The sequence below is a fragment of the Bacteroidia bacterium genome (genome assembly GCA_041391665.1).
In the GTDB taxonomy this organism is placed as follows: domain Bacteria; phylum Bacteroidota; class Bacteroidia; order J057; family J057; genus JAGQVA01.
The window spans coordinates 2,610,470-2,636,730 of record JAWKNO010000001.1 but is presented as its reverse complement, the minus strand read 5'-3'; the positions used below and the strand labels follow the sequence as shown (position 1 = coordinate 2,636,730).

The window sequence follows — 26,261 nt, the reverse complement described above, 5'->3', positions numbered from 1 at the left end:
TTCTCATAAATTACTACTCAGCCAGCATAAATAAAAACTGGTTCTGTTTTTGCAGAAGAGTTATTTCATGAAGAAATGGTCTACACCTCAACCCACTGGCTCTAAACCGAAAACGACCGTTTTTAAAGACAAATTTCCTGTCAGGGCTACCCTTAAGTCCCTATGGCAGAAAACTGCTCCGGAGCTAGTTGTTGACGGAGATATTTCGCTGAAACCCATTACCATTCAGGATGCAGAACGCATATACGATCTTGTGCAAAACAACCGGGCACATCTTCAGGAATGGCTCAGCTGGATCGAGAAGGTGAAATCCATTCAGGAATGTCGTAGTTTTATCCGCCACGTGAGTTACCGGGATATTTTTGCCGGAAAATGGGTGTACAGCATCTGGTATCAGGGTAAACTTGAAGGTTTAATAGATTTTAACGAAGGCGACCGCTCCCAAAATCAGGTCTCATTCGGATACTGGATCAGTGAAGAACACGAGGGGAAAGGCATCGTCACAAAATCTGTTGCCAAATGCCTGGACTACGTTTTTGAAGTACAGCAATTGCACCGGGTAGTGATCAAATGCGCAACCAAAAATTTCCGGAGTGAGGCCATTCCCCTGCGGTTAAAATTCTCGTGGGAGGGATTGGAGCATGATGCAGGCACCGTCAACGGGCAAACCGTAGATATGGCGATTTACAGCATTTTGTACCGGGATTGGGGAAACATGAAAAAGGTTGAGGAGTGAAAAGGTGTGGAAGAAACAAGCAAAAATTTGCTGTTGATTTTCCACAATAACCCATATCTTTAGATGACGTAAAACAAAAATAAGTTTGTTTTTAGAAGTCTATCAATAACGCTATGACTCAACTAATTCTCGAAATACCTCAACGTCAGGATATCAGCCTTCTGCTGGCTTTATGCAAAAGACTCAACATAAGGGTTATAGAAAATAAGCAAAATATAACGCCAGCATCCATTTTACAGGATAATTCCGATCAAAAAATTATTCTTCAAGGGCTCCCAACCCGTACCGATTTTGAGGCATTTATACAGGACTTTGAAGAAAGCCGTAAAGACAAATCTTTGCCAGGCAGAAAGGATTAAAACTAATTGTACATGAAAATTCTGGACGCCAATATCCTTATTTACGCCTCACAACCACAGTTTTCTCATCTTAGACCATTACTGATAGAGCCATCCTGTGTTGTTTCCGATTTCACAAGATTAGAAGTGCTAGGATATTCAGGGCTTTCCGAATCAGAAAAAAACTGGTTCGAATCAGTATTTAGACAAATAATCCGGATACCTGTAACAGAAGATATTTTGAGTCAGGCTATTCTACTAAGACAGGCTAAACGTATGTCTGCCGGTGATTCTATTATAGCAGCGACAGCTTTAATATATGGATTTGAATTAAATACCCGAAATATTCGGGATTTTTCTCACATTACAGGTCTTGCATTAGTAAATCCTGTGGATAAAACGTCCTAAAACACAAGCTCCCTTCACCCCCCAATCTCAACTCCGACTTCGTGCCAGTCGCTGTGGTAATCGTAATTGATGGTGAAGTTGTTCACTTCGCAAATCTTCTTCACGATACTGAGTCCCAAGCCATTGGATTCGCCCGACTGTTTATTTTTCTTAAAGCGTTCAAACATCAGTTCAGGTGGCAGACTGGGCGGAAGTCCCGTATTTTTGATGGAGAGCCGTCTGTGGTCCAGATGAATGTCGATGATTCCGCTTTCCATATTGTGCCTGATGGCGTTTTGCAGGAGATTGGTAAGCAGAATGTCCAGCAACATAGGGTCCATCACCACCTTTACCCCAGGCTCAATTTCAGTTTTCATCCGGATTTCCCGCATCTCTACCAGTTCGCGAAAATCAAACAATTTTTCCTCCACCATATCGGAAAAGTCTATCTCTTTGAGATTGGCGAACTCCATATTTTCAATTTTGGTGAGCAACGCCAGCGAATTGCCCATCCGGGAAAGTTTGTTGATCGCCATATAGGCCGAATTCACCATATGAATCTGCTCCTCATTGAGCTGACCTGATTCCAGCAGAAGCTCCAGTTTTCCCTTGGCGATAGCCAGGGGGGTCTGCATCTCATGTGCAGCATTTTCTGTAAACTCCTTGAGATTCAGATAGTCATGGCGTGCTTTGGTCGTCATCAAGGTGATAAAATTGTTGAGGTTGGCAAATTCCTTTGTGCGTGTTTTAGGGAATTCCAACGGCTGATGATCCTGAAGCCGGAAGGTTTTGATGGTTCTGAGGGTGTTCTCAAAAGGTGCCAGAAGTTTTTTGGACAAAAATAGTCCTGCGATAATCACTACAATTGTCAGCAGAATATACATCCGGGATAAGCCCAGCACCAAACTGTCATAGATATCGTCATCTTCAACGATCTGGTCATAAATCGTAATGCTGTAATAATTGCCTTTGATTTCCTTTACAACCGACGCCTTTCGGTTGGGCTCATTTCGTTTGAGATAGATATGATAGGCGACGGTATCTGTGATGGTAATACCCGTTTCAATGGGGTTTTCCTCCTGAAGCTGTACAATGTGCAGGTTGCTTCGGTTTAGTGCGCTGACAGGAACATCCTGTTCTATGGCCGAATATACTTTCCGGAGCTCATGCCGAAGGTAGCGGTCCAGTTCCAGAATCACCGTCTGGCGGATAATATTGAAGGTCATTATTCCTCCAATTCCAAATACCACCAGGGTAATCAGCAGGTAATAAAACGTGAGTTTAATCAGTAGTTTCATATCACGTCAGCTTTTCACAAGTAGTTCAGGTCATCCGGTAGCCAAGTCCGTAAATAGTTGAAATATAATCATTTCCCCCTACCTGTGTTATTTTTTTTCTAAGGTTTTTTATATGCTGATACACAAAGTCAAAAGAGTCTGCCAGATCCATATGGTCTCCCCAAAGGTGTTCGGCAATGGATTGTTTGGTGAGGACACGGTTTCGGTTGGCGATAAAATACACCAGCAATTCATATTCCTTACGGGTAAGAATAATGGGGGTTTCTTTCACCGTCACCTCCATTGTATCGGGATTTATGCTGATTTCGTTGAAGGTGATCAGGCGGTTTCCTTCAAAATTGCGGCGCCGGTAAATGGCTTTGATCCGCGCATTGAGCTCCGGAAGGTGATAGGGTTTGGTAATATAGTCGTCGGCCCCCAGATCAAGCCCGCGCAATTTGTCGTCAAGCGAATTTTTGGCGGAGGAAATAATTACCCCGGTATTGTTTTTCTGGGTTTTGAGTTCATTAAGGACATTCAGCCCGTCTCCGTCAGGAAGCATAATGTCGAGTACAATAATATCATAGGAAAAAGACAGCAGGCGATCCAGCGCTTCATAATATGTGAATGCGGGCGTGCAAATGTATCCTTCCTTGGAAAGGTACGTGGTGATGTTTTCAGAAAGCTGTACGTTGTCTTCTACTATTAATACTTTCATACAGAGGCAAATATACATCAACTTTTTGAAGAGAGTCTGAAGGAGCAAAATCAGTAGCGTGTAATGCCTGATTCAAAACAGGTTTTATCGCACACCGTCTGTTGTATATCTTCGGGTTATTCTTGAAATCCATTCAATAAACCCATGTTTTTCATAAAACAAACCTCGTTGCTGCTTGTTTTGATTCTGAATGCCGTCTGGTTACTTGCTCAGGCTGATGATCTGGAATTGATGCTGCAATCGCCCTCCGGCAACAGTTCTATCGCACTGAATATTGTACAGGGAGGGAATGTGAGATTTCAGGTCAATTCTATCAGCGATTATACTCATGGTGTACCGGCTTCTGCCACGCCTGTATTTGAGGTAAATTCTACGGTCAACTTTCGGGTAATGCTTTCTGCTACGCCTATGATCAATGCGTGGGGGTATTCGCTGGATATCAATAATTTTGGGTACAGAGTCAATAGTATCGGACTGAACAAAACCGGACGAAATTTCAAAATGTTTGGTACGGGTGAAAATCCATCCAAAATACAGACACTGGGCCATGAAGCGGAAATCATCACCTCCCATGCACAGGGAAATGCCGGCAATGGGAAAAAAAATAAATTTGAATTACTTTTTGAACTGGGAACCGAAGATGTGCGGCAGGAAAGCGGACTACCTTCATTACTGGAGCAAAAAATTCACCTGGGATCGTATTCTTCAGTTATTAATCTGGTGGTTTTGCCAGAGCTGTGAAATTGGCAGGAGAGAAAATTTGTTTGGCAGATTGGTCCTTACAGGACGCTTCGATTCCAAACCAATACAATCCCACCGATTACAAATAAAATTTTACCTAACTTCCGTATGAATCAAATACTATGACTGACTTCCGCCAGCATACCCGCCTCCAATTCCCGATTTTCGCGTCGGACACACTCGTTTACCTCGACAGTGCCTCCACTACGCAGAAGCCGCAGACAGTGATTGACGCGATTTCCCGCTATTATACCTCCGAAAACGCCAATGTTCACCGAGGCGCTTATGACCTTGCCGTAAAGGCTACCGAAATCTATGAGGGAACACGGGAGAAAATCAGGAAGTTTATCCACGCAACTTCAACCCGCGAAATTATTTTTACCAAAGGTACAACCGATGGCATCAACCTCGTCGCAACATCTTTTGTAAAGCCCAAACTCCTCCCGGGTGATAATGTCGTCATCTCAGCCCTGGAGCACCACGCCAACCTGATTCCCTGGCAGATGCTTTGCCAGAAACAGGCTGCCGAATTGCGGATTATCCCGCTTACCAGGGAAGGAGAATTTGATCTTTCCCTCATTCCTAATCTGCTCGACAACCGCACCCGTTTCCTTGCCCTTACACATATTTCCAACACGCTGGGAACGCGCAATCCGCTCGAAAAAATCATCCCGCTTGCCCGTGAAAAAAATATTCCGGTGCTGATTGACGGAGCACAAAGCATCGCCCACCAACCCGTAGATATGCAGGCCCTGGATTGCGATTTTTTCGTTTGCTCCGGCCATAAGATGTACGGTCCGACGGGTATAGGGATTCTATTTGGAAAGGAAACACATCTGGAGGCAATGGATCCCTATCAGTTTGGCGGGGAAATGATCCGGTCGGTCTCCTTTTCTGAAACCACCTGGAACACCCTCCCGTGGAAATTTGAGGCGGGAACACCTAATATTGCAGGCGCCGCCGGACTGGGAGCGGCGATAGACTTTCTGGAAAATATCGGGATGGAAAACATCCGGCGGCAGGAAGAGAAACTGCTGCATTATGCGACCGAGCAGTTGGCCGGAGTGGAAGGATTGCAGATTGTGGGACAGGCAGCCGAAAAGAGCGGCATTATTTCTTTCACCTGGAAAAATGTCCATCCGCACGACATAGCCACGATCCTCAACGAATCGGGCGTAGCCATCCGCGCCGGACACCACTGCACCCAGCCCCTGATGCAACTGCTGGGGCTGCCCGGGACGGCGAGAGTTTCGCTGGGGGTTTATAATACAACCGCAGACATAGACCTGTTAATAGAGGCGCTGGAAAGGGTGCGGGGGGTGTTTGGGTGACAACCGGGTACTCTTTCTCCTAATCCTCTTCTTCCCGCTTCGAGCGCCTCATATAGGACGAATAGCGGGACGCCTTGCTTGATGAACTGAACATATGCGCATTCATCTGCGGCATTTCCTCCAGCACCTTTTCGTATTGTAGCAATTCCTGGTACAGACGGTTCAGTTCTTCGCTCGGCGCGTGGCTGCTGAAGTAACCTTCGAGGTACGCCCGGGCCTGCTGGGCAAGCGCGTTTGCCGTCTGAAAATCGCGGAGGTCGGCACAGTTCTGAGCCTGCTCCCGCCAGTCCACTACCAGGAACAGGGCTATTTGTTCGGCGAGTTTGGGATCAAGTCCCTGATCGTAAGCCTGCTGGTCGGCGGTGCGGTGTATCCCGATGGTTTTGTGTGAGGTAGTGGATTCAAAACCCGCCAGGGCATCCACGTATTTTAGTTCTGCGTGGAAAGACAGCCCTTCTTGCGTCAGGGGGGCATCGGCCACCAGTTTGAGCAGCACAGCCTTTTTCTCCCCGGCAAACACATCGTTGAAATTCACCCGGACGGCTCCTTCGGAGATTTCTCCCGGATAACCGTACACCCTTTCGCAGCGCAGGCCCGTATCGCCAAAAGAAATCATCAGCACGGTCTGTTGGGCCACAACCGTCAGCAGTCCGGCCAATTCGCGCTGAAAGATACCGGGAATTTGGTCGGGATTTTCGATGAAGTAATAATTGCCGCCACCGTATTCGGCCAGCCCCATGAGCATGACCTCATTGAAGTCTGCCCCCACACCAAAGGTGGAGACACCGATACCCTCCTGGCGAAATTTGTCCTGCGCCAGCTTGCGAAGCTGGGTGGGCTCGGTCACCCCTTTATTGGCCAGACCATCCGTAAGCAGCAGCACGCGGTTCACGCGGTTGGCCGCTTTCTGACTTCCGGCCTGCGTAAATCCTTCGAGCAGTCCCCCGCTGAGGTTAGTCTTGTTTCGGGCCTCGATGGCCTGAATCTGTCGCTTGAGCGCGGCCTTGTCCCGCACCTGCGCGGAAGGGCTGAGCACATCGACCACGCTGTCATACTGCAGGAGGGCCAGGGTGTCTTCTGCACCGAGGTGGTCCACCACAAATGCCGCAGCCTGCCGGACATAGGCGATTTTATCGCCCTGCATCGAGCCGCTGCGGTCAAGCACGAGGGCGAGGTTGAGTGGCACGCGTTGCTCGGAAGGCGGCGCATCAGCACCCTGGATTTCGAAATAGAGGTACCATTCCTGCCTGGGCAGGGAGTCGAGCCATAAGGCGTTGGCGGCGGTGGAGAAGGACAAAGAGGGCATGGGGATTTGGATTAAGTCCGTTTGGAAATAAGGTAAACCAATTACAAGTTGGTGCATCGCAAAACCGGATGACGCAATACAACAATCTTAACAATAAAACGACCTTACTGGCAGCTTAATTTGATTTTTTTGAAAAAATTAGCAGGGAAAAACCACCCAACCATAAACCTTGTTCTTCTTCAAAAAATACATTCAGGTATTAGAAGTTAGGAACGAAACCGCATCCCAAACAGACCTACATTCGGGCTCAAGCCTGATTCCTTCGGATGATGAACCTAACTTCTCTCGAAATGAAAGCCCATATTAACCCAATAGTAGATGGGTTTCCCGTGCTGGATGGCAGGTGTGAAGATGAGCTTAGGAAGGTGTGGCACAATGGCTTTTGAGACAATAGGGTGTCCATCATTGATTACCCTATGCCTCACATAGTTGCCGTGGTCATCCACCAATATTCGGACTATGACTGAAACCTTGATTTTTTTTGTATCCCCTTTTTTGGGAAAGGGTTCCAGCGGGTCGCCAATCAGGGATAATACTTCGCCGTAGTTAAGGGCTTTGGGCTCTAACTCTGCATATATAAACCAATGAAAATCCGGATTCCTCTCTAACTGGACCGGCCAACCGTCGTTGTACGTATTTCCAATCGGCGCATTAGCCTCCACCTGTGTGGAATCCTGCTGCCCGCACCTCATTTCTACCAGTTGTGCCGCTGCCTCCCGGTATTTTCCGGCGGGATAATCTGCCATGTAGCTTTGATAGGCTGTGCAGCTACCTGCCCTCATAGCTCGTTGCCAGGAAAGGGAGTCGGCGGCGGCGATGTTTCTGATAAACAGGAAATTGCCGCCTGCCTCGTGTTTGCCAAAACTGCCCCGGTGGATGTCCGTCCCTCCCTGCCCCAGCAGGCCGCATAGCTCAGGAAAGGTCAGGGTGCTGTCTGCACCGCCCGATTGCGCCAAGGCCTCCCGAAATCTTTCTGCAAAATCCGACTGATCCGGCGTTTGGCCGGTGCTGTCGCCAGAGGTGAGCACTAAGCGGCTCCGGGTTTCCTGATGCTGCTGAAGCATTTTTTCACCTTCGCCCGAACCTGTAAAGGCTGCTTTTTCGGTGTCTGTTGCTGAACCAACATAGTAGCTGTAAGGCGCGTCCACGACCACCAGGAGATGGCGGCAGGGAATGGATTCCAGGAGATACTTGCCCATGAAGTACATAAAGGCACTTTGGTGCAACCTAGAAGACTGTGTATTGCTGGGAAGAAAATAGCCCTGGCCATAGTGCGCCTGTCCTCTTCCACTGAAAAAGACCAGCAACTGACCGTCCGTTGCGTAGGTGCTGTCTGCAAAACGAGTGGCATACTCCGCGAGCTTCGCCTCTATCTGCCCAAGGGAAGGATTTTCCACCACCTCCGTCTGAAACCCATACGCGCGCTCCAGCACCCGCGCTAGGGACTTCGCCTGCCGCACCGGTGTCTCCAGCGGGCGATAGGCGCTGCTGTCTTGGTAGGTATCCACCGCAAAAAAGAGGGCGTAGCTTTGACCGGGTTGGGCGGCGACGGCAACTGCGGTTAGCAAAAGGAAGAGGCAGAAGAGGATGCGATGGGACATGGGTTGGGGTTTCAAGTGTGATAGAACCAGAACATCGTTTCTGCACAGGTTACGGATTCAGCGTGTACCGGATCAGCAGATACCCTTGGGCCGGAAGCTGGTCAAAAGTGATGGTCAGTTCTTCGCCTATATCACGCTTGGGAAGAAGCTCGTACAATTTCATTTTCAATTTATCGTCAGTTAGCGGTGGAACGACAGCTTCATCCTTTTTTGTACCATCCGTGTAAAGCGTCAATGCTTCGATTTCCGGACCAGCGAGCTGGGCCAGATAGGGGAACCGGGAGGCTTCCAGCTTGAGGGTTAGGGCTTTGTCTGTGTCTGTACTCTTGAGCATTTTGTTCCACTCGTTGGGGAAGTCGTGGCGAAGGTCGAAGAGGCGGAAGAGGCCCGTTTCGTTGGCGGATGAACTTATCTTAAGCTCGTTGAGAAGGTCCTTCAAGCCTGCCTGAACCTCATCCCGCAGGGTGCTGCCACCCTCTCTGGCGGTATAGCGGACATGGACAATCACATCGGAGATGGTGTTGTAGTCAAACTGCCGAAGGCTATCATCTGTCATCATTTCCAGCGCCCAGTCTCCGGAAGCCCCTGCTCCCTCGAAGGGCAGGTAGCGCTCGTCGCGGAAGCTCAACTCAAATACGCCACTGTCGTTTTGGGCCGAACTGGTGGCTACATTGCTCATGACCGGCACACTCGCATCGCTAAGGTCAACCTTGTCCCCGTCCTTCCGGATGTAGGACTTTTCAAGCCGCAGGGTCGCACTCACGGTGGTGTATGGACCTGCGATGCAGGGGATCGTGATGCTCACTGACTTGATGCGCCGCAGGTAGTGCCCCGGGAAGTCGAGGTCGAACAATTCTTCCGGGATGGAGAAATCGCATTTTCCGGTTACGCGGAGTTGGAGCAGAGCCAGCGGATTGAGCTGCTGCAGCGAGATATGCTTGGTCAGTTCGAATTCGCGCCTGTTTTCCGTCATGTAAGAAGTTTCCATCCGGCGCAGGTCATACTGCAGGCGATCGCCTGAGAGGAGTCCCTTTTTCAGGTTATCCCAGTAGCCATTCTGGATATAGCCTCCGGTGGGCTTGTTGTGCGGTAACTCCAGATCGAAGCATTGCTCCGCTTGTTTGGCCATGTCGAAGGCTAGCTGATAGGTCTGGAAGTAGAGGGTTGACAGTTGCCCGGACATCCAGCTGTAGAGCTGCTGGTTGCTGAACTTGCTGCGCATAAACGCATCCGTCTCTTCCGATTGCTCCATCTGCAAGCGGTGGTTGGACAGTTCGCGCTCTGCGATTGCCTGCCGGATCTCCGCCGCCAGCAGTTGCTTCTCTATCTGCTCGATGTCCTTTTTAGCCAGGTCTGCCTGGAGGTCCCATTCTTCTTTCCGGCGGACGTAGCCGTTGGCCGTGAGGATGTTGCTTCCTTGAGAATCCAGAATTGAGGCAGTAGTTTCAATGAACCGTGCCACACTAATGCTTGCATCACCAACATCCTTAGGTCCAACCTCTTGACCTACTGTTGTAGGTCCTCCAAGCTTAAAACTTCCAAAAAACTGCAATATGGCTGCATATTGTTGAAATCCACCAGCCATTGCCTTTTTCCTCAATGAGCTGTCTGCAAGTCTTAGCTGCCCTGCTTCTTGAGAATTAGTTAGCTGCTTCGAACTATAATAATTCTCCCGAATCTCAGCCGACTCTTTGCTTTTTTGCAAGGCCCTGATTTGTTCCTTCGCCTCCTTGACCTGCTGCTCACGAAGCTGGCGGATCGCAGCCAGCAGGTGCTGCTCATGCCCGGAGCGCAGGAGGGCCATCGCTTCTGCGTCGCGTTTTTCGATTGCGGAGAGCAGGGCTGCGCCCAGGCTTTTGACCTCGTTCACGAACTCATTGACTTTTTGCAGCATGTAGGCAAAGCGGTAGTGCGGCAGGCCGGAACTGCTGCTGCTGAGCGCGGTGTTGAGATCGATGCCGGCCGCAGCGGCACGGACCAGCAAAGCGGGGTCTATCGGAGGCTCAAACAGCGGCAGGCTGCGAGCTACTCCCTCGATGTTGAGGCTGTTTCTGATTTTGAAGAGACGGTCGGCAACGGCACTCCAGTACCGCAGCAACTGCTCGTTCCTGGGCAGGCAGAAATAGGGTATGGGCATACTCTCCAAGCCAAATCCGCTGCCCCCGCTGGGTGCTGATGGCGGTATGAAGCTTTCAATCTGCACCAGCGGATTAGAAAGGCCGGTCCATGTGTTATCCGCAAGGTCTTCGAAAGACTCATCGGCTCGCTGGGTTCTGGGAGGAATCCGCTGAGGAGGCGCACCGAGGATATTCGCAGCCAGGATATACAGATGGGTGGCTTCGTTGATGCTCTCGATGGTGTCGCGCCGGAAGAGCTGGTCGCCCCAGACAATGAGCAGATCGAGGTATCTCATCAGGGTGAATTTCATGTAGGCCGAAATCCGCATTCTGGCGATTACATGGGGCTGAAAAGGGTTGGCGGCCCACTTATCCAATTGTTCGTCCAAGGCATCAGCGTTTTCGGATTCAAACAGGTCTTCGAGGGTTTGAGGCGCTTTTTTTGCCCACTCCCGGAAGGGCTGGAACTGCCAGAAACGTTCCCGGTTTTCTGAGCCACTGTCCGGATCACCCGGGTCTCCCGTGGTAGGGTCAAAGATGAAATGAAACCACTTCCGGGCTTCATCAAACCGCTGGTCTGAACTCAGCCGGCAGGCAATATGAATGGGCAGATGAAAGAATAGTTCCCAGTTGTACTGCGAGTAGGGACTGCCGTAGGAGAAGTCCACCAGCGGCATGGGCGTGTATTTCACCACATCAGTTGGTGTGTACGGGAGCAGCAGATCTACCGGGCCTGCGCCCGCCTGCGTGCTCTGCTTCAGGAGGGCCCGCACCCCACCCCGGTTCAGCAAGCGGATAAATTCCTTTGCCTGTGGATGGTAGAAGGGCGTAACCTGGTACTTAAGCCCTTTGACGGGAGCCTGGTTTCGAGGAACTTGGTAACCCGTGTTTCTGCTCAGTGCTTCGGTGTAAACGTTTCCCTCGCAAGACAAGACCTTTACTATTAACTCCCCAAAATTATCTACAAAACCTACCATTTGCAGTTCTGAGATATGTGAAAAATACATAATGGAGCTGCTTCTGTATCCCTGTTCCAGAGTAAGCGGTTGGGTAGAAGACCACTGGGAATAAGTTAATTGAATCTGGTATTTTTCATCTGGCATATCGCCTAATTCTGGTTGATAGAGAGGCGGAACATACGCAGGCTCGGACATCAATTCTATCCAAAAACTTTTCTGGGCGTCCTGAAAAGAAAAGGATCTCAAAAACGGCTGCGCAGCACCCGCCTGAATCACCATGGATTGATTACCTTTAGGTGAGCTTTTCAGGAGTGGTACAGTTTTGCTCACAGCAAAGGCTCCGCTTGAAGTAAGACTCTGAAAGTTCAGGAAAAGTCCAAGTGAGCCGCTTTTCCATATAACCTTCTGATTGGCCATTGAATACAGGCCATTTGGCAAAGAAAAGGAGTGGCCTATAGGAATAAATTCACCAGGAGTAACAACCGGCTCATCCCTGGTATTTTCAAAGACAAAAGATACTGCACACCATTTAGTAGCATCTGAGCTATTCTCAAATCCTGCCTGCACAAAATGATCCATTGTAATAAGATTGGGATTATGGGTTAGTCTACTAGATATAAGATTAATCCGCAATGTCCCATCCGTTCCGAAGTAATGCCGAAGAAAAATCCCGCTTTTTTTCCGCGCGTTAAGCTCTTCGTTGCTGTCGGTCTTGCTGGTGGCGATATAGCTTTTGGAAAGTTTTTTCGCCGACCAGGTGTTCTGATGGTATTCACACCAGGCTATCTGCACCTTCCAGTAAAACTTGGTTTTAGGTACCTTGGCACTCGGGTCGATCGGGCTTGATTCTTCCGACTGCTGGGTAAAGAACAGCCAGAACAGGCAGAGCCTGCGGTTGAAGATCACGGGCACGATGTGATCTCCATCTATGTCTCCCTCTATGCGCAGCCAGGGTGTCCACTCGCCATGCTCCTGCTTGCGGTGGAAATATACGTGAGGCTGGGCATGGCTGCGGCCGATCACATGCATGATATCAACGGCCGGCCGGTCCTCTACAGCCGGTTCCTGCTCATGCACAATGCCTACCACTTCCAGCCTCGCCACCTCGTCGAGCGCTCTCACATATCCCGAGAAGGCATTTTCCACCGTTTCGGGGGTGAGCTCATTTTGCATCAGCGCAGATACCGCATCCTCGAAGAGGGGACTCTGATCGTCGCGAAGCTCCGGCTCGATCCAGTTTTCCGGATATAAAAACACCTTGCGGTTGGCCTCCCAGACGCGGTAAACCTTGCGCCAGGTGTTCCACTCCTCTGCCTGCTCTGGCTCCAGCTTCAAAAGCGTGTTGTCAGATGACTTGTGCTCGAGGTTCATCAGCACGCGGTCAATAAAGAGCTGCACGCTGCTGATGGCTTGCTTGAGCCGGGATGTCATCACCACAGGCTTGGTCTCCACATCAATGAGGAGGTAGGCATACAGGTCGTTTGCGTCCTTGATATTCGGCAGTTTCTGCACGAGATATGCTACCAGCGCACTTCGCTGCCGCTCGCGCAGGGCATCGCGCAGAGGCTTTGCCATGGCATTCCAGCGGCTCTCCGGATAGCTGGCTTTCACCGCGAGCTTGACTGCTGTGGCATTGGCAGCATCAGGCTCTGCGGCTACTGCTGCATTAATGGCTGAAACAGGCAGCCCTGTGCTGCGCAGCATTTCCAGGCGAGCCGCAAGTGTGAGGATCATCTCAGCGCCTTGATAGTCGCCAGGGAATATAGCCGCAACGGCTGTGTCGCACGCCGTGAGCGTATCAAGCTCCCAGCCGCTCGCCTTGGCAAGCGCGGCCAGCCAGCCTGCCTCATTTGACGCAGGATCGCTGGCTAATGTCAGCACTTTTTCCAGCCCGTCCGAATCTTCTTTGAGCAGCTTGCGCGCCAGCGCTAACTGGGCCAGCTTTACGAAGCCACTGAAGTCGGCAGTATTCTGAGGAGCCCATGGCAGTTTGTCCATGTCGAGCATTCCCAAGCCGGGGCCATTTGCCATAACATAGGTCAACTCTTTGTCGGTCAGCCCCAGATCGTGAATCAGCTTGGCTACCTTGCTCATTTTGAGATAGGCTTTTCTCCTGCGGGGGGCATCCGTAGAGGCAAAGTCCTTTAGCAGCCGCTCGGCGGGGTCTTCAGTACTTGCAAGATACGTCTCAAGCAACAGGATGCCTGCCTTTATGCTAAGGCCAAAGGCTGTCACTATTTTTTCGACCAGGGCCTTATCGGAGTCATCTGACTTGCGCAGCTCATCAACCTCCTCGAAGAATGTCGTGATTTCCTGATCTTGTGGCTCAAGGCGCGACCCAGGCTGAACCTGATGGCGCAGCAGATAATCCAGTTCCTCTGCCGAAAACCCCAGCCTGCTGATCAGGTCACTGCGATAGAGAAAGGTCAGCGTTTTCTCTACGGTGGAAAAGGGGTCTGAGCCCGTTATGGCAATCCTTGAAAGTAAATCCCGGATGCTTATTCCGAGGGATCTCGCCAGGATAACCTTGCGGTACAGGATCGAAAGGTTAGCCTGGTTCAGCGGCTCCAAATCCTTCATCAGCAGCCGCAGGTCTTCCTCGCCGATTTCCAGCGCCGCCATGATCTCAGGCTTCCTGCCTCCGATTTGCATATTCAGGGCACCCAGGTCTTGCGGATCTTCCGGAAAGATGGGAGGATTGATCACCGTTTTGTTGTAGAACCTCCGCTGGTACAGACTGGCTTTGGGCTGCTGCTTTTCACCGCTGTAGTCGGTGTAGATAACGCTGCCCAGAGAAGCCCACAGCACGAGGACTTCTTCTACTGTCAGGCGCAGGTCTTTCCGGATATGCTCGATTTGGGCCAGGCTGGTTACCTCCTTCTTGGTGAGATAAGCCGTCAAAGATTTAGCTGTTCCATTGGCTTCCACACCTGTGATTTGCAGCGCATGCAGCGCCTGGTCCAGCTCTGCAAAGGTCCAATGCAGCTTCCTGGCCAGCCGCACAAAACGATGCAAGCGCACCAGGTCGCCGACTTCCAGGCCTGCCAGTTTGATTTCATCCAACTTGCATGTGCCTGCCTTTGCATCGGGTGCGTTTTTCAACTCGATTTTGGACCTGCCTGGGTTGATAAACGTGCAATCCAGCAATTGCAGCAACTCGATATACGTCAGCCCGGTCTGCTGCAGGAAGACATCCACTCTTTCAGAGAGTTGTTCCAGCCAGGTGCCTGCCGGGTTGAGCCCCCCCCCATCCAGGGGGTCTGTCAGGGGGGCATATCCTGTTTCAGCGTTAAAGCCGTAGAAATTCCATATCCCTGCGCCGGGGCTGCCATCTCCCTGGGTGTCGCCCGTGATGATCTTCAGCTCCGCTACAGAAAGCCCCAAGCGCTCCAGGGCGATCGCCTGGCTTTTGACGGCTTCTTCCTGATTACCCTTAAAAAACCGGGTCATCAAGTCGGCACGGGTCACCCGGAGATGTGACAAGTACACCCGGCTTTCTTCCAGGGCCAAATCAAACGGCAGGCTCCAGGGGTAAATGGCACCCTTGAGGAGGTCATACGCCGGAGCATGCAGGTGCTCCGGATGGGCCGCCAGCTCGGCAGCACTCAGGGTGGTCTGGTGCGCCTGAGTTGGGTCCGAAACCGCAAGTGCCTCCATCAGTTCGATCGCCAGATCGGTATAGGGGAGCGGCGTCTCGGTATTTTCGCAGTTGAGCAGCAGCTTGAGCAAATCGGGACGGCGGCTTTTCAGCTCGGAGAATACGTCTTCCTCTTTTTCCAAAAAGTGCAGCAAATCCGTCAGATATGCTGCCGGGCTGTACATCGAAAGGCAGTGCTCACAGTCGCAGGCATCGAGGCTGCCGAAGATGTTTTCGATCGTCGGGCCAACAGTCGCCTCGGTCTCTATGGACTGGCTGGAATGCGCATTCGTGGAAGTATGGTAGGCCCGCCGCCTTACAGTGCCCGCTCTGCGGTAGGTTTCTTCGGCTTCGGCTTCTGTCTCAAAAAAGTCCCGATATGTATTCAGAAACCCTTTCTGGCTCATGGCAGACAGACTGAATGCTGAGTCATGGCCGTTTTTCCGCAACTCATATATCAGGGAGATGCGGTCGGTGAAATTCTGCATCCGGCGCACACTCTGCAGTTCCTTCAGCAGCAACCCGGGCTTATCTATGTCCGTCAGGTTCAGGTCTGTGCCGTCTGCAAGCGAGCGAGCCGAGGTTTTCCGGAAAGAGAAATCAGGATTACTGCTGAAAAACGCCCGCAGCATGTCCTTGCTCTCCGCGAAACCAGAGCCGGTGTCCAGCCTTCCGAAAAATGCGTGCTCCGGAAAGGCCCGCTCAGTCGCTCTCGCCAGCCCTTTTGCATAGGCAGCGATCCGCTCGCGGCTGGTATTTCCCTTGATAAAAGTCGGCACTGCGCGGTCCTCAGCCCCGGCAGACCCTGCATTGCGGATCATCGTTCCCCAGGCCGCAGCATCCATATCTGCAAGAAACGCCATTGCGTGCACATCGTCCGGTATCTGCACACGTAGGAGGGTCTCGATCATCTGCGGCTGAAAGCCCGTGAATGCCGACAACTGAATAGCCCGGCGCACCTTGGATACCAGCCTGGGATTTCGTAGCACAGTGCCCGCCTTGGCCCAGAAGGCATTTGAATCTCCCGTATGAGCAGACCATAGCTCCATGAGCCGCAGGCGCTGGGGGCGAGAGGCTCCTGTCAGCTCCAGGATTTGGCCGAATGAAGCATCGAGCCCGGCGGGTATTTCGTCCAGCGCCTTTTCCGACAGCACCCTTACCCATTGCTTCATTACCGCCCTCACCGAAACCGAGGCCGGGATGTGGTTGGCTTCCTTTGCCCGCTCAAGCGCAGCTTCGATTTCACTCAAAGGCACCTGGGCCAGAGAAGGGATGCTGGCTGGCAGGTTTTCTTTCAGCAAACCATACCACACATCTGCCGGAATGGTGTTTTGGCCTGATTTTGCCTGGTTTTCAAGCTCATGTGCCTTCATCCAGGCCCAGGCCTCGCCCAGCGGCACCTGTGTCCGGGCCGATACCAGCCGGGCATCTTCCAGCGTCACGGCTTCGTCCTGGCTTTGGCGCAGTTCCTCCACATAGGGTTGCAGCGACGGCCTGAGGGTGCTGAAGACCGCTTCGCCCTGGTATCGGGTATCTGACACGGTCAGTACCAGCCGGACATCGCCGTCGCGAAGCGACAGCGGGCCTTCTTTGGCCAGGGTAGCGCCCCGCTCGTCCAGCACCTCCACATAGTAGCGGCCCACGTCGGGCAGCTCGGCCAGGGAAAGGCTGAAATGGCCCTGCCGCTGGCTTGTGGTGGATACCAGCGTGCGCCAGTTGCGCAGCAGGCGCTCTACCAATACTACGCGAAGGCCCGTAATGGGGGTGCCGTTTTGATAACGGACGATGCCGGATACAGTGAGGGTTGGCATATGAGCGGTCTTTTACTTGAGTTCAGAAGAATAAATGCGTCAGGGTTTATTTCGGCTCAGCCTGGTCAGTACCTGTATTCACAACAGACTTACCAGAGGTCGGCTTGTCAGGCCGTGATACAGGCCCTTGCCAGTAAACATACATGGGCACCAGCACCACCAGGCCCCATACAACCGCGCACCATACACTAGACTGGGAGGCGACATACGCCCAGACAGCGGCTACGGTGGCATAGATCATAGCTGAGGCTACGGGTTCGGTTACAACAAAACGGGTCCAGTGCGAATCTTTGATGGCAGTGAACATGCCTGTTACCCCCAGGGTGGCTTCCATCTGCTGGCCCGCCCGGATGAGGGCCGTACATTTCTGGATGCCCTTCATCTCGAAGAGGGCCAGGCCCAGCGTGACCAGCAGGCCAAAAACCCCCATCGCGGGGTGCATATCTTCCGGTACTGCATTGGTGCCGCCCCAGCCTGTGCTCCAGATCGAGAGGCCTGATACCAGGGGGAGAAATCCCAGGAGCTTGCCCCGGAAATCATCTATGGCCCGGTATGACGCACAGAGCTGGCTGTATGCGTCCGGATGGTAAGGGGCGGGGGGCGCTTGCTGATCAGACATGAGAAGCGATTGTCAGGGGTGATGATGGGGCTACAGCGAAGTGGATCGTCGGCTTGCGCTAACAACCATGAACCTACTCTTTCTTTTCTGCCACAGCTGCCGCCTCCTGCTGCGTGCTCAGTGAAACTGCCTCCCCCAGCGATCCTTCGATCCCGAGTTCTTTCCGGTAGGCCTCATACTTTTTCCGAAAGGCAGTTTCGGCGTCGTGAGGAAAGTTGTGGGTAAACAGATGCGTTACCTCAGTTTGATCCTGTGTCTCCCTGGTTTTATGATAATGCTGCAGCCATTCATCGTAATGGCTGATAAACTGCTCAGCGTAAGGAAGCAACTCCACCGGGATGAGATGGCCTTTTTCCAGCAGCAGCCCGCGAATGGTTTCATTGCACTGCTTGAGGATTTTCTCGCGGTAGGCATCGTTGCCTTGATAGCCCCTGAGGGTGATTTTGCTCCGGATCAATTGCAGGTAGATTGGCCCCAGCAGCTCCTCCAGCGCCCGGAGCTTGAAGTTGAAGCGGGCATCAAAAAACTTGTCCCGCTCTACAGTGAGCAGGCCGATCTGTTGGTGCAAATCATTGACCAGATCTTCCTGCGCTTTCGACTCACGATCCGATTTTCGCTGATCCTCAAAGCCACTCACCACCACCAGGGCCTGCTTTTTCCATTGACTCACCTGATTGGGGTGCACCCCATACTCCTGCACGATTTCCGACAAAGTCTGACGTTCTTGCAACGCCGCCAGGGCAATCTTTGCCTTCTCGCTCCCATTGCTCCCAGTGAATGTTCTGTGTTTTTGCTTCACTGGCATTCTCTTTTTCATGTGATAAATTGCAATTTGTCCACCTTATTCAACTGTCCCATTTTATTGTCCAAACATTGGGGTCAAGTTCAAGTATCCAGGTGCAAAACGGGGGGACACTTCAACCCTTTTAATAGGGAACTGCGCTTCGGTGAAACCAATAATTATTCGCATAGGGGCGCCAAGTCGAACACTCTCAACCTTATTATCAGGCATAGACCTGACCGAGCTAGGTGCAGGTGTGCCTTCCTGAAATCTAGAGTCAATTGATTTCCCGTTTTTATAGACCTCCATTCCGATTGCTTTATGTCGTGCTACTCCCTGCAAATCATCCAATCTTTCAACACCGCTTACTAAGTAGGTTGCTTGAAACTCATAATAAATCTGACCCAGCAGCCCTATGTTTTCGCTTATTACAAAGTTATCAGCCCCATCTTCTGAATTTAATCTAAAGTCTGTAAACCTGGAAGGAAACGAAGATGTATATTGTCCTGCAACTTCTACATTATGGAAGGAGGATAGATTAGAAATATTTTCAGCAAACGAACTAGTATTGCAACCGAAAAAATTTGCTTTTGCTCCTATTCCGTTATTCGCCCAGTCCACATAAATATCTGCCCAACCCTGTAGGCTCATTTGGTTTTTATCTATTGGATTTTTAGAAGCTTCTCTGGTTCCAGTAGGCCCATCTGTCCCCGCATGAGACCAGATACTCAATTCAGTTATTTTGCCAGATGTCTTTCTTTTTATTCTATTTATTTCATCTAAATAATCCCCAACTAGTGAAATATCTGCTATTTCTCCAACAAATATTTCATCTTTGGCTGGATCTATGGCATATTGAAGATTGTTTCCTCTTGTTAAAGCTGCGGATTTAAACATCTCATCACCTCTCTTATTTCCAGAGGTATAAAGTAATACGTATACATCTGCCCCATTGGGATCAATTACTCTTATAGGGTTATTTAAAGTGAAATTATAAGGACTAATGTAAGGATATTTTTTAATTAAGGGATCAATACTTAGCCACCTTCCAAGCCAAGGTACCGCATATCTTGCACCAAAATAATGCAATCCCGTTTCTTTGTCTCTTTCTTTTCCAGAGTATCTATAATACTTTGTTTCGGCTTTTATCATCTGATTCTGTGCCTGGTAGGCCGTGGTGCCGTAGGGGTGGTACTCCTCGTAGGAGATGATGTCGGCATCGGCATTCAGCTCCAGGGCGGCAGAGCCCAGGTGGTTGCTGTACTGGTAGCGGTAGAGCTGGCTTGCAGTCGGCTGAGCCGAGGGGGTGCGTACATCCTCCACGATCAGCACCCGCTGCTCGTCGGCAAAGAGGTGGTGGGTTTCGGTTTCTTCGGTCACTACGCCGCCCACATAGCGGCGGTATAGTTCATAGCCGCCGAGGTAGATGCGCTCCCAGTATTCGTTATTATTGCGCACGATGTATTTCCGGGTGCGCTGCTTACCGGCGTCGTACTGGTAATAAGCGTTTCCGCCCCCGCCGAGGTTCAGGGTATGGATCATGTCGCGATAGTCCCAGCGGTGCTGGGCTATGCTGCCGCTGAAGTTGAGCATGGAGCCGTGGGTGTCGTACTGGTAGGTTACAGCGTTTATTTCGTCGCCGCTCTGCCAGGTACGCAGGAGGCGGTTGCTCTTGGGGTCGGTCTCGTAGGTCCGGGTCCAGTTGCCGCTATTGGCGAAGTGGCGCATCTCGGTGAAGTTGCCCGCCGGGTCGTAGGTGTAGTACTGGGTGTATTTTCGCAGGGCGCTGCTGCCGGGGATGACGGTATCAATCGGGCCGAAAGGATAAGTACCCGGTCCGGGATAAGTATTCCTGGCATTTTCCCGCCCGGAGGCTGTTATGAGCCGGTACAGCGCGTCATATTCATAGGCTTGTACAGGTTTCACCTGTCTGTTTCGGAAAAAAATGGTGTCCTGCGCCTTGTCTTCGATCTGGGTGATATTGCCCACAGGGTCGTAGGTGTAGTGCAGGTCTTGCAACAGGCCTGGACCACCGAGCGGCGGACTGGTATGGAGCCGGGTAAGGCGGAAGGTATTCGGGTCGTAGGTGTAGTGGGTGTTGGTGCCGTTGCCCAGGCGCAGCAGGGTGCGCTGCCCTTTGGCATTGTATTCGATGCGCTGGATGGCTTGGGTCGCCGCAGGCCCGTTTACGGATAGGGTTTCGCTTTCCAGCACGCCCCGGCGGTTATAGGTGGGGGTGTACACCGCAGGCGTGGTACCTGCTCTGTGCCAGTTGTACAGCCGGGTCATGCGGCTCAGGGCATCGTATTCGGTGCGCTGCACGAACACCTCGGTGGAGAGATAGCCTGGCGCTCCTTCCACATAGCCGCTCCAGTCCATGGTATGCACGTCGGCCTTGGCCAGCAGTTGTCGGCGGCTTTTCAGCAAGTTGCCTTTAAAGTCAAACTTCACCGCTTCCGTGCGGCCTTCCGGGCCGAGGGAGATGACCGCCTGCCCGCGCAGGTTCTTGTCCTCGGGAGTGGGCAGGCTTTCGCCATAGGTAATGCGGCTGATTTCTTTCTCTGCCCCGCCATTGATCCCGAGCCATTGGCGGGTTGGGCGGCTCAGGGCATCGTATTCCGTACGTATCAGGCGCTTTTCCAGTGCCCCGGCATATTCATTTTCATCCCAGACATACAGGGGCTGCCCTGTGCTGTCGGGCAGCATCCAGCGGTCGCCAGCCTCGTTGCTGTGCTGGAAGAGCAGGTTGCCAGCGAGGTCGTAGGCGGGCACATAATCGCTTGCCATCGCCATGTCCTGAAAATCCGCCGGGTTTTGCACGCGGGCATAGACCATCACATAATTTCCGCGCGCATCCCGCAGCCAGAGAGGCTTGCCCTCAGCGTCGAGTTTGGTGTAGGTGAGGTGTTTTTCTTCCAGGCCATCCTGCTTGTTGTGGACGATGGCCACTACCTCGCGGCCCAGGCTGTCGGTATGGGTTTCGGCGGGGGTGTTGGCGTGGATCGCTGCTTTGGCAGCGGCCTCTTGCTGGGCAGTCGTGCCGGTCGAGAAGGCTGCATACCAGGCATTTCCAGGTTCCAGCACGGTGTCATTGGCATCCCAGGCGCGGAAAAACCAGGGCGAAAACTCCACCCGGCTGTAGGTGCCGTCGGGCATTTCGGTACGAACCGTGCGGCCAGCGGCGTCGTAGTAGATCGTCGCCGTAACGCCTGACGCGTCCGGGTCCCCCTCGAAGCTGTGCAAGGGGGTGAAATACGGCTCGTATTGCTTGACGGGATTGCCCTTGTTGTTGAGCACGGTGCGGCCGTTGGTGATCCAGCGCAGGGGAGCGTTAGCACCAGCATTGGGATCGGGCTCAGCCTGCACTTTGGTGGCGATCACCTGGCCGCTGCCGTCGCTGTATTCGAAGGCAATCTGGAGGGGGCTGACTACCCCGTCAGCCAATGAGGCTTTGTGGTGCCGCTCGCGCAGGATGCTTGCCGCGCAGGCGGGGTGTTGGGCGTAGCTGACCTTCCCGTCTGCGCCGAGGGTTTCGCCGAAGTAATACACGTGGTAGGCAGTGGCCTCCCTGAGCAGGCTGCGGGCCCTGGCCTCGTCGTAGGGGTCTGTAAAAAAGGCGGCCACTTCGGCAAGGGTGAGGGCGGCAGGCGCTACGGTGAGGGAATCCGCCTCGTCGCCTTTGCCTTTCAGGGCCATCCTCGCCGGGATGCCCAGCACATCGTATTCCACCTCCGACCGGTTACCGTTGGGGTCCTTCATCTCCAGCGGTGCCAGGACGCGGAAGTCGAAAGCCGGCACTTCCACCTTATTGCCCAACGGATCCAAGCTGCTTTTGATATACAAGTCCAGCGGGTCGTAGGCCAGGGTCGTTACAGCGCCGAAGGGGTCGGTATAGCGTTCGGGCAGGTAAAAATGCGCGGCGGCATCGGGCTGGAAACCGGCAATGCCGGAGCGTATCCACCAGTCACCGTCCATTTTGTGGTAGCCGCCCAGGGGCAGCACGCGGTCGAGCATGGAAGACCTGCTCTCGCCCGGGTTTTCCAGCGTCGGCAGTTTGTCACCCAAAACGTCTTGCAACAACCCTTCCGTCAGCGCGATTTTGTAGGTTTCGTAGGGGAGGCCTAAGGGGCCATGCTCGCCCAGAGGCAAGGGGTTGACGAGATCCTGCTGGAAATACAGCATGCGCACCCGCTCCACCAGGCGCTTTTGCACCTTCACCTTCTGGGGGTCTGGGAGCAAGTGGTAGGCCAGTTCTTCTACCCCGATCGGTACCTGTGTATCAGACAGGTACACCTGGCTGAACTGATACTGCCGCAGTGCATCGAGCCGGAAATAGCGATTCCCTGGCTGTGGTTTCACGCCTGTCAGCTCATAGCTGAGAACCTCTGCTGGCATGCGCAGGCGATAGGTTGTTGGCTGGTCGATGTCTGCTGTAAAGCGGCTTTCGGTATAAGCGATATGCATTTCGGCTTGAACGCCCTGAATCAGCTTTACGGATCCGTTGGGAAACAGCGGATCGTCAAAATCGGCGGATTCCCAGCGCGGGTAGGCGACGGCGAGGGTTTGCAGGGCATTGCCGAGCTCGTCGGTCTTGAGGATCAGGCTATGGGCGATGCGCGGATTGGCATCGGCTGCTGGCTGCCCGTTCTGCAACGCGAGTTCGTAGTGGTAGGTAATGGCCTCACTCTCGGTCGCGAGAAAAACGGCATAGGGATTGGGCCCCTGGGGCTGCAGGCGCTGGATGTGGCAGTTGTGAAATGCGGCGGAGAAGTATTTTACCCGCTGATCGGTTACGTGGCCCGCATCGTCCACGCCCAGTTCATAGACCTCACTGCGCAGCGTCATGCCCTTGCAGGCGCGCAGGGCCTCGCGGTATTCGGTCGCGCTCAGGCTGGCGGCTTCCAGGTCAGGCTCCGGCAGTTGGTTTTCATAAAAACTGCCGCCATTGGGCCGGAAATACTCCTGCTCAAACTGGTTCAGGATGCGGTCGCGGCTGAGGAAAGCGCCGGTATGAAACCAGGTAATGGTCTTGACCGGCGGCTGGTACAGGGTTTGGTCGTCGGTAATGTAGGGGCTGGCACTATTGCCAGCGGCAAATACGCCGAAATCTTCCACATCGGTCTGCTCCACCCGCCCGAAGCCGCGAAACTCGCGCTCTGCGTGGTCGAAGTAGCCGTGATGGTAGCTGTACTGGGTGCTGAACGTGGTCTTGCGCCACTTGTCTGTTACCGTCACCCGGCTGACCACCTGCACCGGGAAGGGCAGCCGGGTGCCCCAGGGCTTCCCGGCTTTTTTATCTTCCAGGTAAAAATGGGTGGAGCTTTTGTATTCCCAGCGGGTTTCGGCGCCGAGGTTGTTTTTGTAGGAAGTGAGGATATGCGGGTTTTTGCCGCCCATCAGGTCTATGTAGCGGATGGGGGTTTCGGCATATTCAGGCAGGGGAGAGGACCAGACGAGGCAGGCCGTGCCGTTGCCCAGGAAATCGGTTACGGAAATCTGGCTGGGCAGGGTGGTGTCGAAAAACGGCGTAATCTCGCAGGGCTCAGACCAGGCATTGCCGCTGAGGTTGAGCCAGGCGTGGAAGCGCCCCTGCCCGAGGTAGATCAGGTCCGTTGCGCCTGTGCCGCTGACGTCGGCCAGTTGCAGGTAGGCGGGGTTGAAGAGGTCCTGCGCATCAAACCAGGGGCTGCCGGCCATGGTAACCTTGCGGCCAAAACGGCCATAGCCAAGGTTGGGCCAGTAGCAGATCTCGCCGTTGCGGATGCGGACGATGTCGGTGAGGCCGTCGCCGCTCATATCGGCCAGGAAGATGCGCTGCTCGGGATCGGAGAAAACAATGGCCGGACCTTGCGTTTCGTCGAAGGGCTTAAGCGTTTTTTCAGGTGCGTTGTATCCCCGAATCCCAGCTGATGGGTACCAGGTAAAGACCTGTTCTTCGGTAATGACAATTTCCGGTTTGCCATCGCCATTTAAGTCGAGCAAGCGAGTATATGGGTCTCGGAGGTCAATATTGGCCACCTGCTCAAATGCGCGGAAAGGCTCCCAGCTCCGGTCGTCTTTCAGCTCAAAATAGCCGTTCACCCCGGGGCTGCTGACCACAATCTGTTTTCTGCCATCGGCCTCCAGGTCTTGCAGTTGCAGCACCCCGGCGGCTATTCCCGTCATGGCAGGCTTGCTCAGCACGGGCTGGGCTGGCGTAAACTTGCCACCGCCGAGGTTTTCTTTGTAAAACCAGCCTTCTCCCTGCTCTGTGAAGATGCCGGAGATGCCCTCGTTGTAGAGGTCCGTGAAAAAGTAGCCCGAGGTAAGCCCCGCAGGTGCATTGGCTGCATCTTCTTTGCTGACAGTGCTTACCTCCGTGTTCCATTGCAGTTCCTGATAAGCAAACTCCAGGGGCGGAAGTGCGCGGTAGCGGTATGAGGTGCCCGGCGCTGTCCGGACATACTTGCGGATAGCCCCGGAAACCAGATAGGTAACTTCCAGCTTCTGGCCTTCGCCCGGCCCGGGCTGGGCTTGCCAGTCACGGTAGCGCAGGTCCAGCGAGCTGACGAGGCAGGGCACAGCTCCAAGGTCATCAAAGTGGTGAAACATCAGCACCCGCTGGCAGAGCCGTGCGGTGCGGATGTCAAAACCGGAGCGATAACTGGAAAAAGCATCGTGCCGGGTCGGCCATGTCTGCTGAGTATCTTCATAATAAACCTGTGCGTTACCCTCAATGCTTTCTGGCAGGTTTCCGTGCTCGCCGTAGTCCAGGACCAGTTCCATCAGGAAGCTGTCAGGTGCCGGGTTGACAGTCTCGTACAGGCCTTCTGGCTGGCTCATGTTCGGCCTGAAAGAAGCTTTAGGGCTGTAGTACACCCGCTTGAGGTAGCGGTTGGTGAAGCGGGGCTTGCCGTTTTCCTCAAAACGATTGGCATCCTGCAAGTCGCTCCCATAGCCAACGCCGTCTTCTGCTTTGAACGCGTAGAAGACACAATTGCCCTTGTCGTCGAAACTCAGTTCGGGCAGCCATTGGAATACCCTGCCGGGATCGGCGGGGTCGGCAATCCGATATTCAGGGTTTTTTCCGTAAAAGGTGACCATGTTGTCCCGGGAGGTCACCTTCCACCACATCCCGTTCTGGGGATGGGAAATCTGCTCGATGCGGGCAAAGCCTCCTTCAATCCGGGGGCGGTAGCGGCGGACGGTGTAGCCGCCTTCCTGCCTTTCATCCCGCACCCAGTTGCCTTGATCCTCTACGAGGAAGGGCACCAGGTCTTCTGCTCCACTGAGGAGGAAAATGTCCTCCTGCTCCCCTTCGAGATAGCGGGGCAGCAGCTTGTCTGTCTTCCGCTGGATAGACGGAAAGCCGAGGTCCCAGCCCAGCCCGAAGATGCCATTGCCAGCGCCGGAATTGTAGCTCAGTCCGATGGCGGGCATGAACCCGTTGCGCCCCGGCGAGAACGGCAGCGGCAGGCTTACCGATGCCGTCCCGTTGACGGGATTCACCTGGAACTTCTCATCGATTCCCTTCAGCGCCCCGCCGCCCTTGGGCAGCGAGATCTGCGGAGTCTCCAGGAAGAAGGAGTTGGAAGCCTCCCCGGACGATGATGCCTGGGAGGAAGCTGCTTTGGTGTTGGCGGGCTGTTGCATACAAAGATGCGGGGGAGGGCCTGCGGGGCAGGCGGGCAAAGAAATACTAGTTCGCTGTAATGTGGCGCAATGCTCGAAGATGGATCATCAAGCAGCGTTGTTAGCTAGAGGTAAAATGTGCAAAGTTGTTTTCTGAGTTTTTATGGCTCCGCCCTCAACAGCCTTTGGGGCCTATTTCTTTCGATTCTGAAATGAATCCGGGAAACCATGAGCGATATTAAGCAGAAAAATTGAACAGGGCAAATAGTTTGCTTATCCAAAGAAAAAAAA

The 26,261-nt window shown here is 53.1% G+C and carries 13 protein-coding genes; 5 read left to right on the top strand and 8 right to left on the bottom strand.

Annotated elements, in window-relative coordinates; genetic code table 11:
* Positions 1-67: 67 nt before the first annotated feature.
* From R3D00_10785 to R3D00_10775, 3 genes are all read left to right on the top strand, one after another.
* Positions 68-736, top strand: coding sequence for a GNAT family protein (locus R3D00_10785; protein MEZ4773656.1), 669 nt, complete (start codon positions 68-70; stop codon positions 734-736).
* 113 nt (positions 737-849) lie between these two features.
* Positions 850-1,095 (top strand): hypothetical protein, encoded by a 246-nt coding sequence (locus R3D00_10780; protein ID MEZ4773655.1) that lies wholly within the window; start codon positions 850-852, stop codon positions 1,093-1,095.
* 12 nt (positions 1,096-1,107) lie between these two features.
* Complete coding sequence (locus tag R3D00_10775; protein ID MEZ4773654.1) at positions 1,108-1,482, top strand: type II toxin-antitoxin system VapC family toxin; 375 nt, start codon at positions 1,108-1,110, stop codon at positions 1,480-1,482.
* A gap of 14 nt (positions 1,483-1,496) precedes the next feature.
* Here the strand turns inward: R3D00_10775 and R3D00_10770 are convergent, their stop codons facing one another.
* Entirely contained in the window at positions 1,497-2,759 is a 1,263-nt protein-coding gene (locus tag R3D00_10770; protein MEZ4773653.1) for a HAMP domain-containing sensor histidine kinase, read from the bottom strand.
* Positions 2,760-2,784: 25 nt separating this feature from the next.
* Positions 2,785-3,456 carry a response regulator transcription factor gene (locus R3D00_10765; GenBank protein MEZ4773652.1) on the bottom strand — a complete coding sequence of 224 codons (672 nt, stop codon included), beginning with the start codon at positions 3,454-3,456 and terminating at the stop codon, positions 2,785-2,787.
* Positions 3,457-3,600: 144 nt separating this feature from the next.
* On the opposite strand from R3D00_10765, the gene R3D00_10760 reads away from it, so the two are divergent.
* Positions 3,601-4,197 (top strand): hypothetical protein, encoded by a 597-nt coding sequence (locus R3D00_10760; GenBank protein MEZ4773651.1) that lies wholly within the window; start codon positions 3,601-3,603, stop codon positions 4,195-4,197.
* Positions 4,198-4,319: 122 nt separating this feature from the next.
* Positions 4,320-5,528, top strand: coding sequence for a cysteine desulfurase (locus R3D00_10755; GenBank protein MEZ4773650.1), 1,209 nt, complete (start codon positions 4,320-4,322; stop codon positions 5,526-5,528).
* Between the two features lie 19 nt (positions 5,529-5,547).
* On the opposite strand, the gene R3D00_10750 is transcribed toward R3D00_10755, so the two are convergent.
* The 6 genes from R3D00_10750 to R3D00_10725 all read right to left on the bottom strand — a co-directional run bounded on the left by R3D00_10750 (position 5,548) and on the right by R3D00_10725 (position 25,991).
* On the bottom strand, positions 5,548-6,834 hold the full coding sequence (locus R3D00_10750) for a VWA domain-containing protein (GenBank protein ID MEZ4773649.1): 1,287 nt from the start codon (positions 6,832-6,834) through the stop codon (positions 5,548-5,550).
* Between the two features lie 275 nt (positions 6,835-7,109).
* Complete coding sequence (locus tag R3D00_10745; GenBank protein MEZ4773648.1) at positions 7,110-8,435, bottom strand: caspase family protein; 1,326 nt, start codon at positions 8,433-8,435, stop codon at positions 7,110-7,112.
* Positions 8,436-8,484: 49 nt separating this feature from the next.
* The gene (locus R3D00_10740) at positions 8,485-16,959 is read right to left on the bottom strand and encodes a neuraminidase-like domain-containing protein (protein ID MEZ4773647.1); all 8,475 of its coding nucleotides are present in this window, start codon (positions 16,957-16,959) and stop codon (positions 8,485-8,487) included.
* Positions 16,960-17,005: 46 nt separating this feature from the next.
* A complete protein-coding gene (locus R3D00_10735; protein MEZ4773646.1) occupies positions 17,006-17,578 on the bottom strand; it encodes a hypothetical protein in 573 nt (190 codons plus the stop codon).
* Between the two features lie 73 nt (positions 17,579-17,651).
* Positions 17,652-18,395 carry a helix-turn-helix domain-containing protein gene (locus tag R3D00_10730; protein MEZ4773645.1) on the bottom strand — a complete coding sequence of 248 codons (744 nt, stop codon included), beginning with the start codon at positions 18,393-18,395 and terminating at the stop codon, positions 17,652-17,654.
* Between the two features lie 42 nt (positions 18,396-18,437).
* Positions 18,438-25,991: a SpvB/TcaC N-terminal domain-containing protein gene (locus tag R3D00_10725; GenBank protein ID MEZ4773644.1), complete on the bottom strand. Its 7,554-nt coding sequence runs from the start codon at positions 25,989-25,991 to the stop codon at positions 18,438-18,440.
* Between the last annotated feature and the right edge of the window lie 270 nt (positions 25,992-26,261).

Bases quoted from the DNA above. Each gene is read 5' to 3' on its own strand.
- R3D00_10725 (MEZ4773644.1), bottom strand. From the start codon at position 25,991: ATGCAACAGCCCGCCAACACCAAAGCAGCTTCCTCCCAGGCATCATCG.
- R3D00_10765 (MEZ4773652.1), bottom strand. From the start codon at position 3,456: ATGAAAGTATTAATAGTAGAAGACAACGTACAGCTTTCTGAAAACATC.
- R3D00_10770 (MEZ4773653.1), bottom strand. From the start codon at position 2,759: ATGAAACTACTGATTAAACTCACGTTTTATTACCTGCTGATTACCCTG.
- R3D00_10750 (MEZ4773649.1), bottom strand. From the start codon at position 6,834: ATGCCCTCTTTGTCCTTCTCCACCGCCGCCAACGCCTTATGGCTCGAC.
- R3D00_10755 (MEZ4773650.1), top strand. From the start codon at position 4,320: ATGACTGACTTCCGCCAGCATACCCGCCTCCAATTCCCGATTTTCGCG.
- R3D00_10785 (MEZ4773656.1), top strand. From the start codon at position 68: ATGAAGAAATGGTCTACACCTCAACCCACTGGCTCTAAACCGAAAACG.
- R3D00_10780 (MEZ4773655.1), top strand. From the start codon at position 850: ATGACTCAACTAATTCTCGAAATACCTCAACGTCAGGATATCAGCCTT.
- R3D00_10735 (MEZ4773646.1), bottom strand. From the start codon at position 17,578: ATGTCTGATCAGCAAGCGCCCCCCGCCCCTTACCATCCGGACGCATAC.
- R3D00_10740 (MEZ4773647.1), bottom strand. From the start codon at position 16,959: ATGCCAACCCTCACTGTATCCGGCATCGTCCGTTATCAAAACGGCACC.
- R3D00_10730 (MEZ4773645.1), bottom strand. From the start codon at position 18,395: ATGAAAAAGAGAATGCCAGTGAAGCAAAAACACAGAACATTCACTGGG.
- R3D00_10760 (MEZ4773651.1), top strand. From the start codon at position 3,601: ATGTTTTTCATAAAACAAACCTCGTTGCTGCTTGTTTTGATTCTGAAT.
- R3D00_10745 (MEZ4773648.1), bottom strand. From the start codon at position 8,435: ATGTCCCATCGCATCCTCTTCTGCCTCTTCCTTTTGCTAACCGCAGTT.
- R3D00_10775 (MEZ4773654.1), top strand. From the start codon at position 1,108: ATGAAAATTCTGGACGCCAATATCCTTATTTACGCCTCACAACCACAG.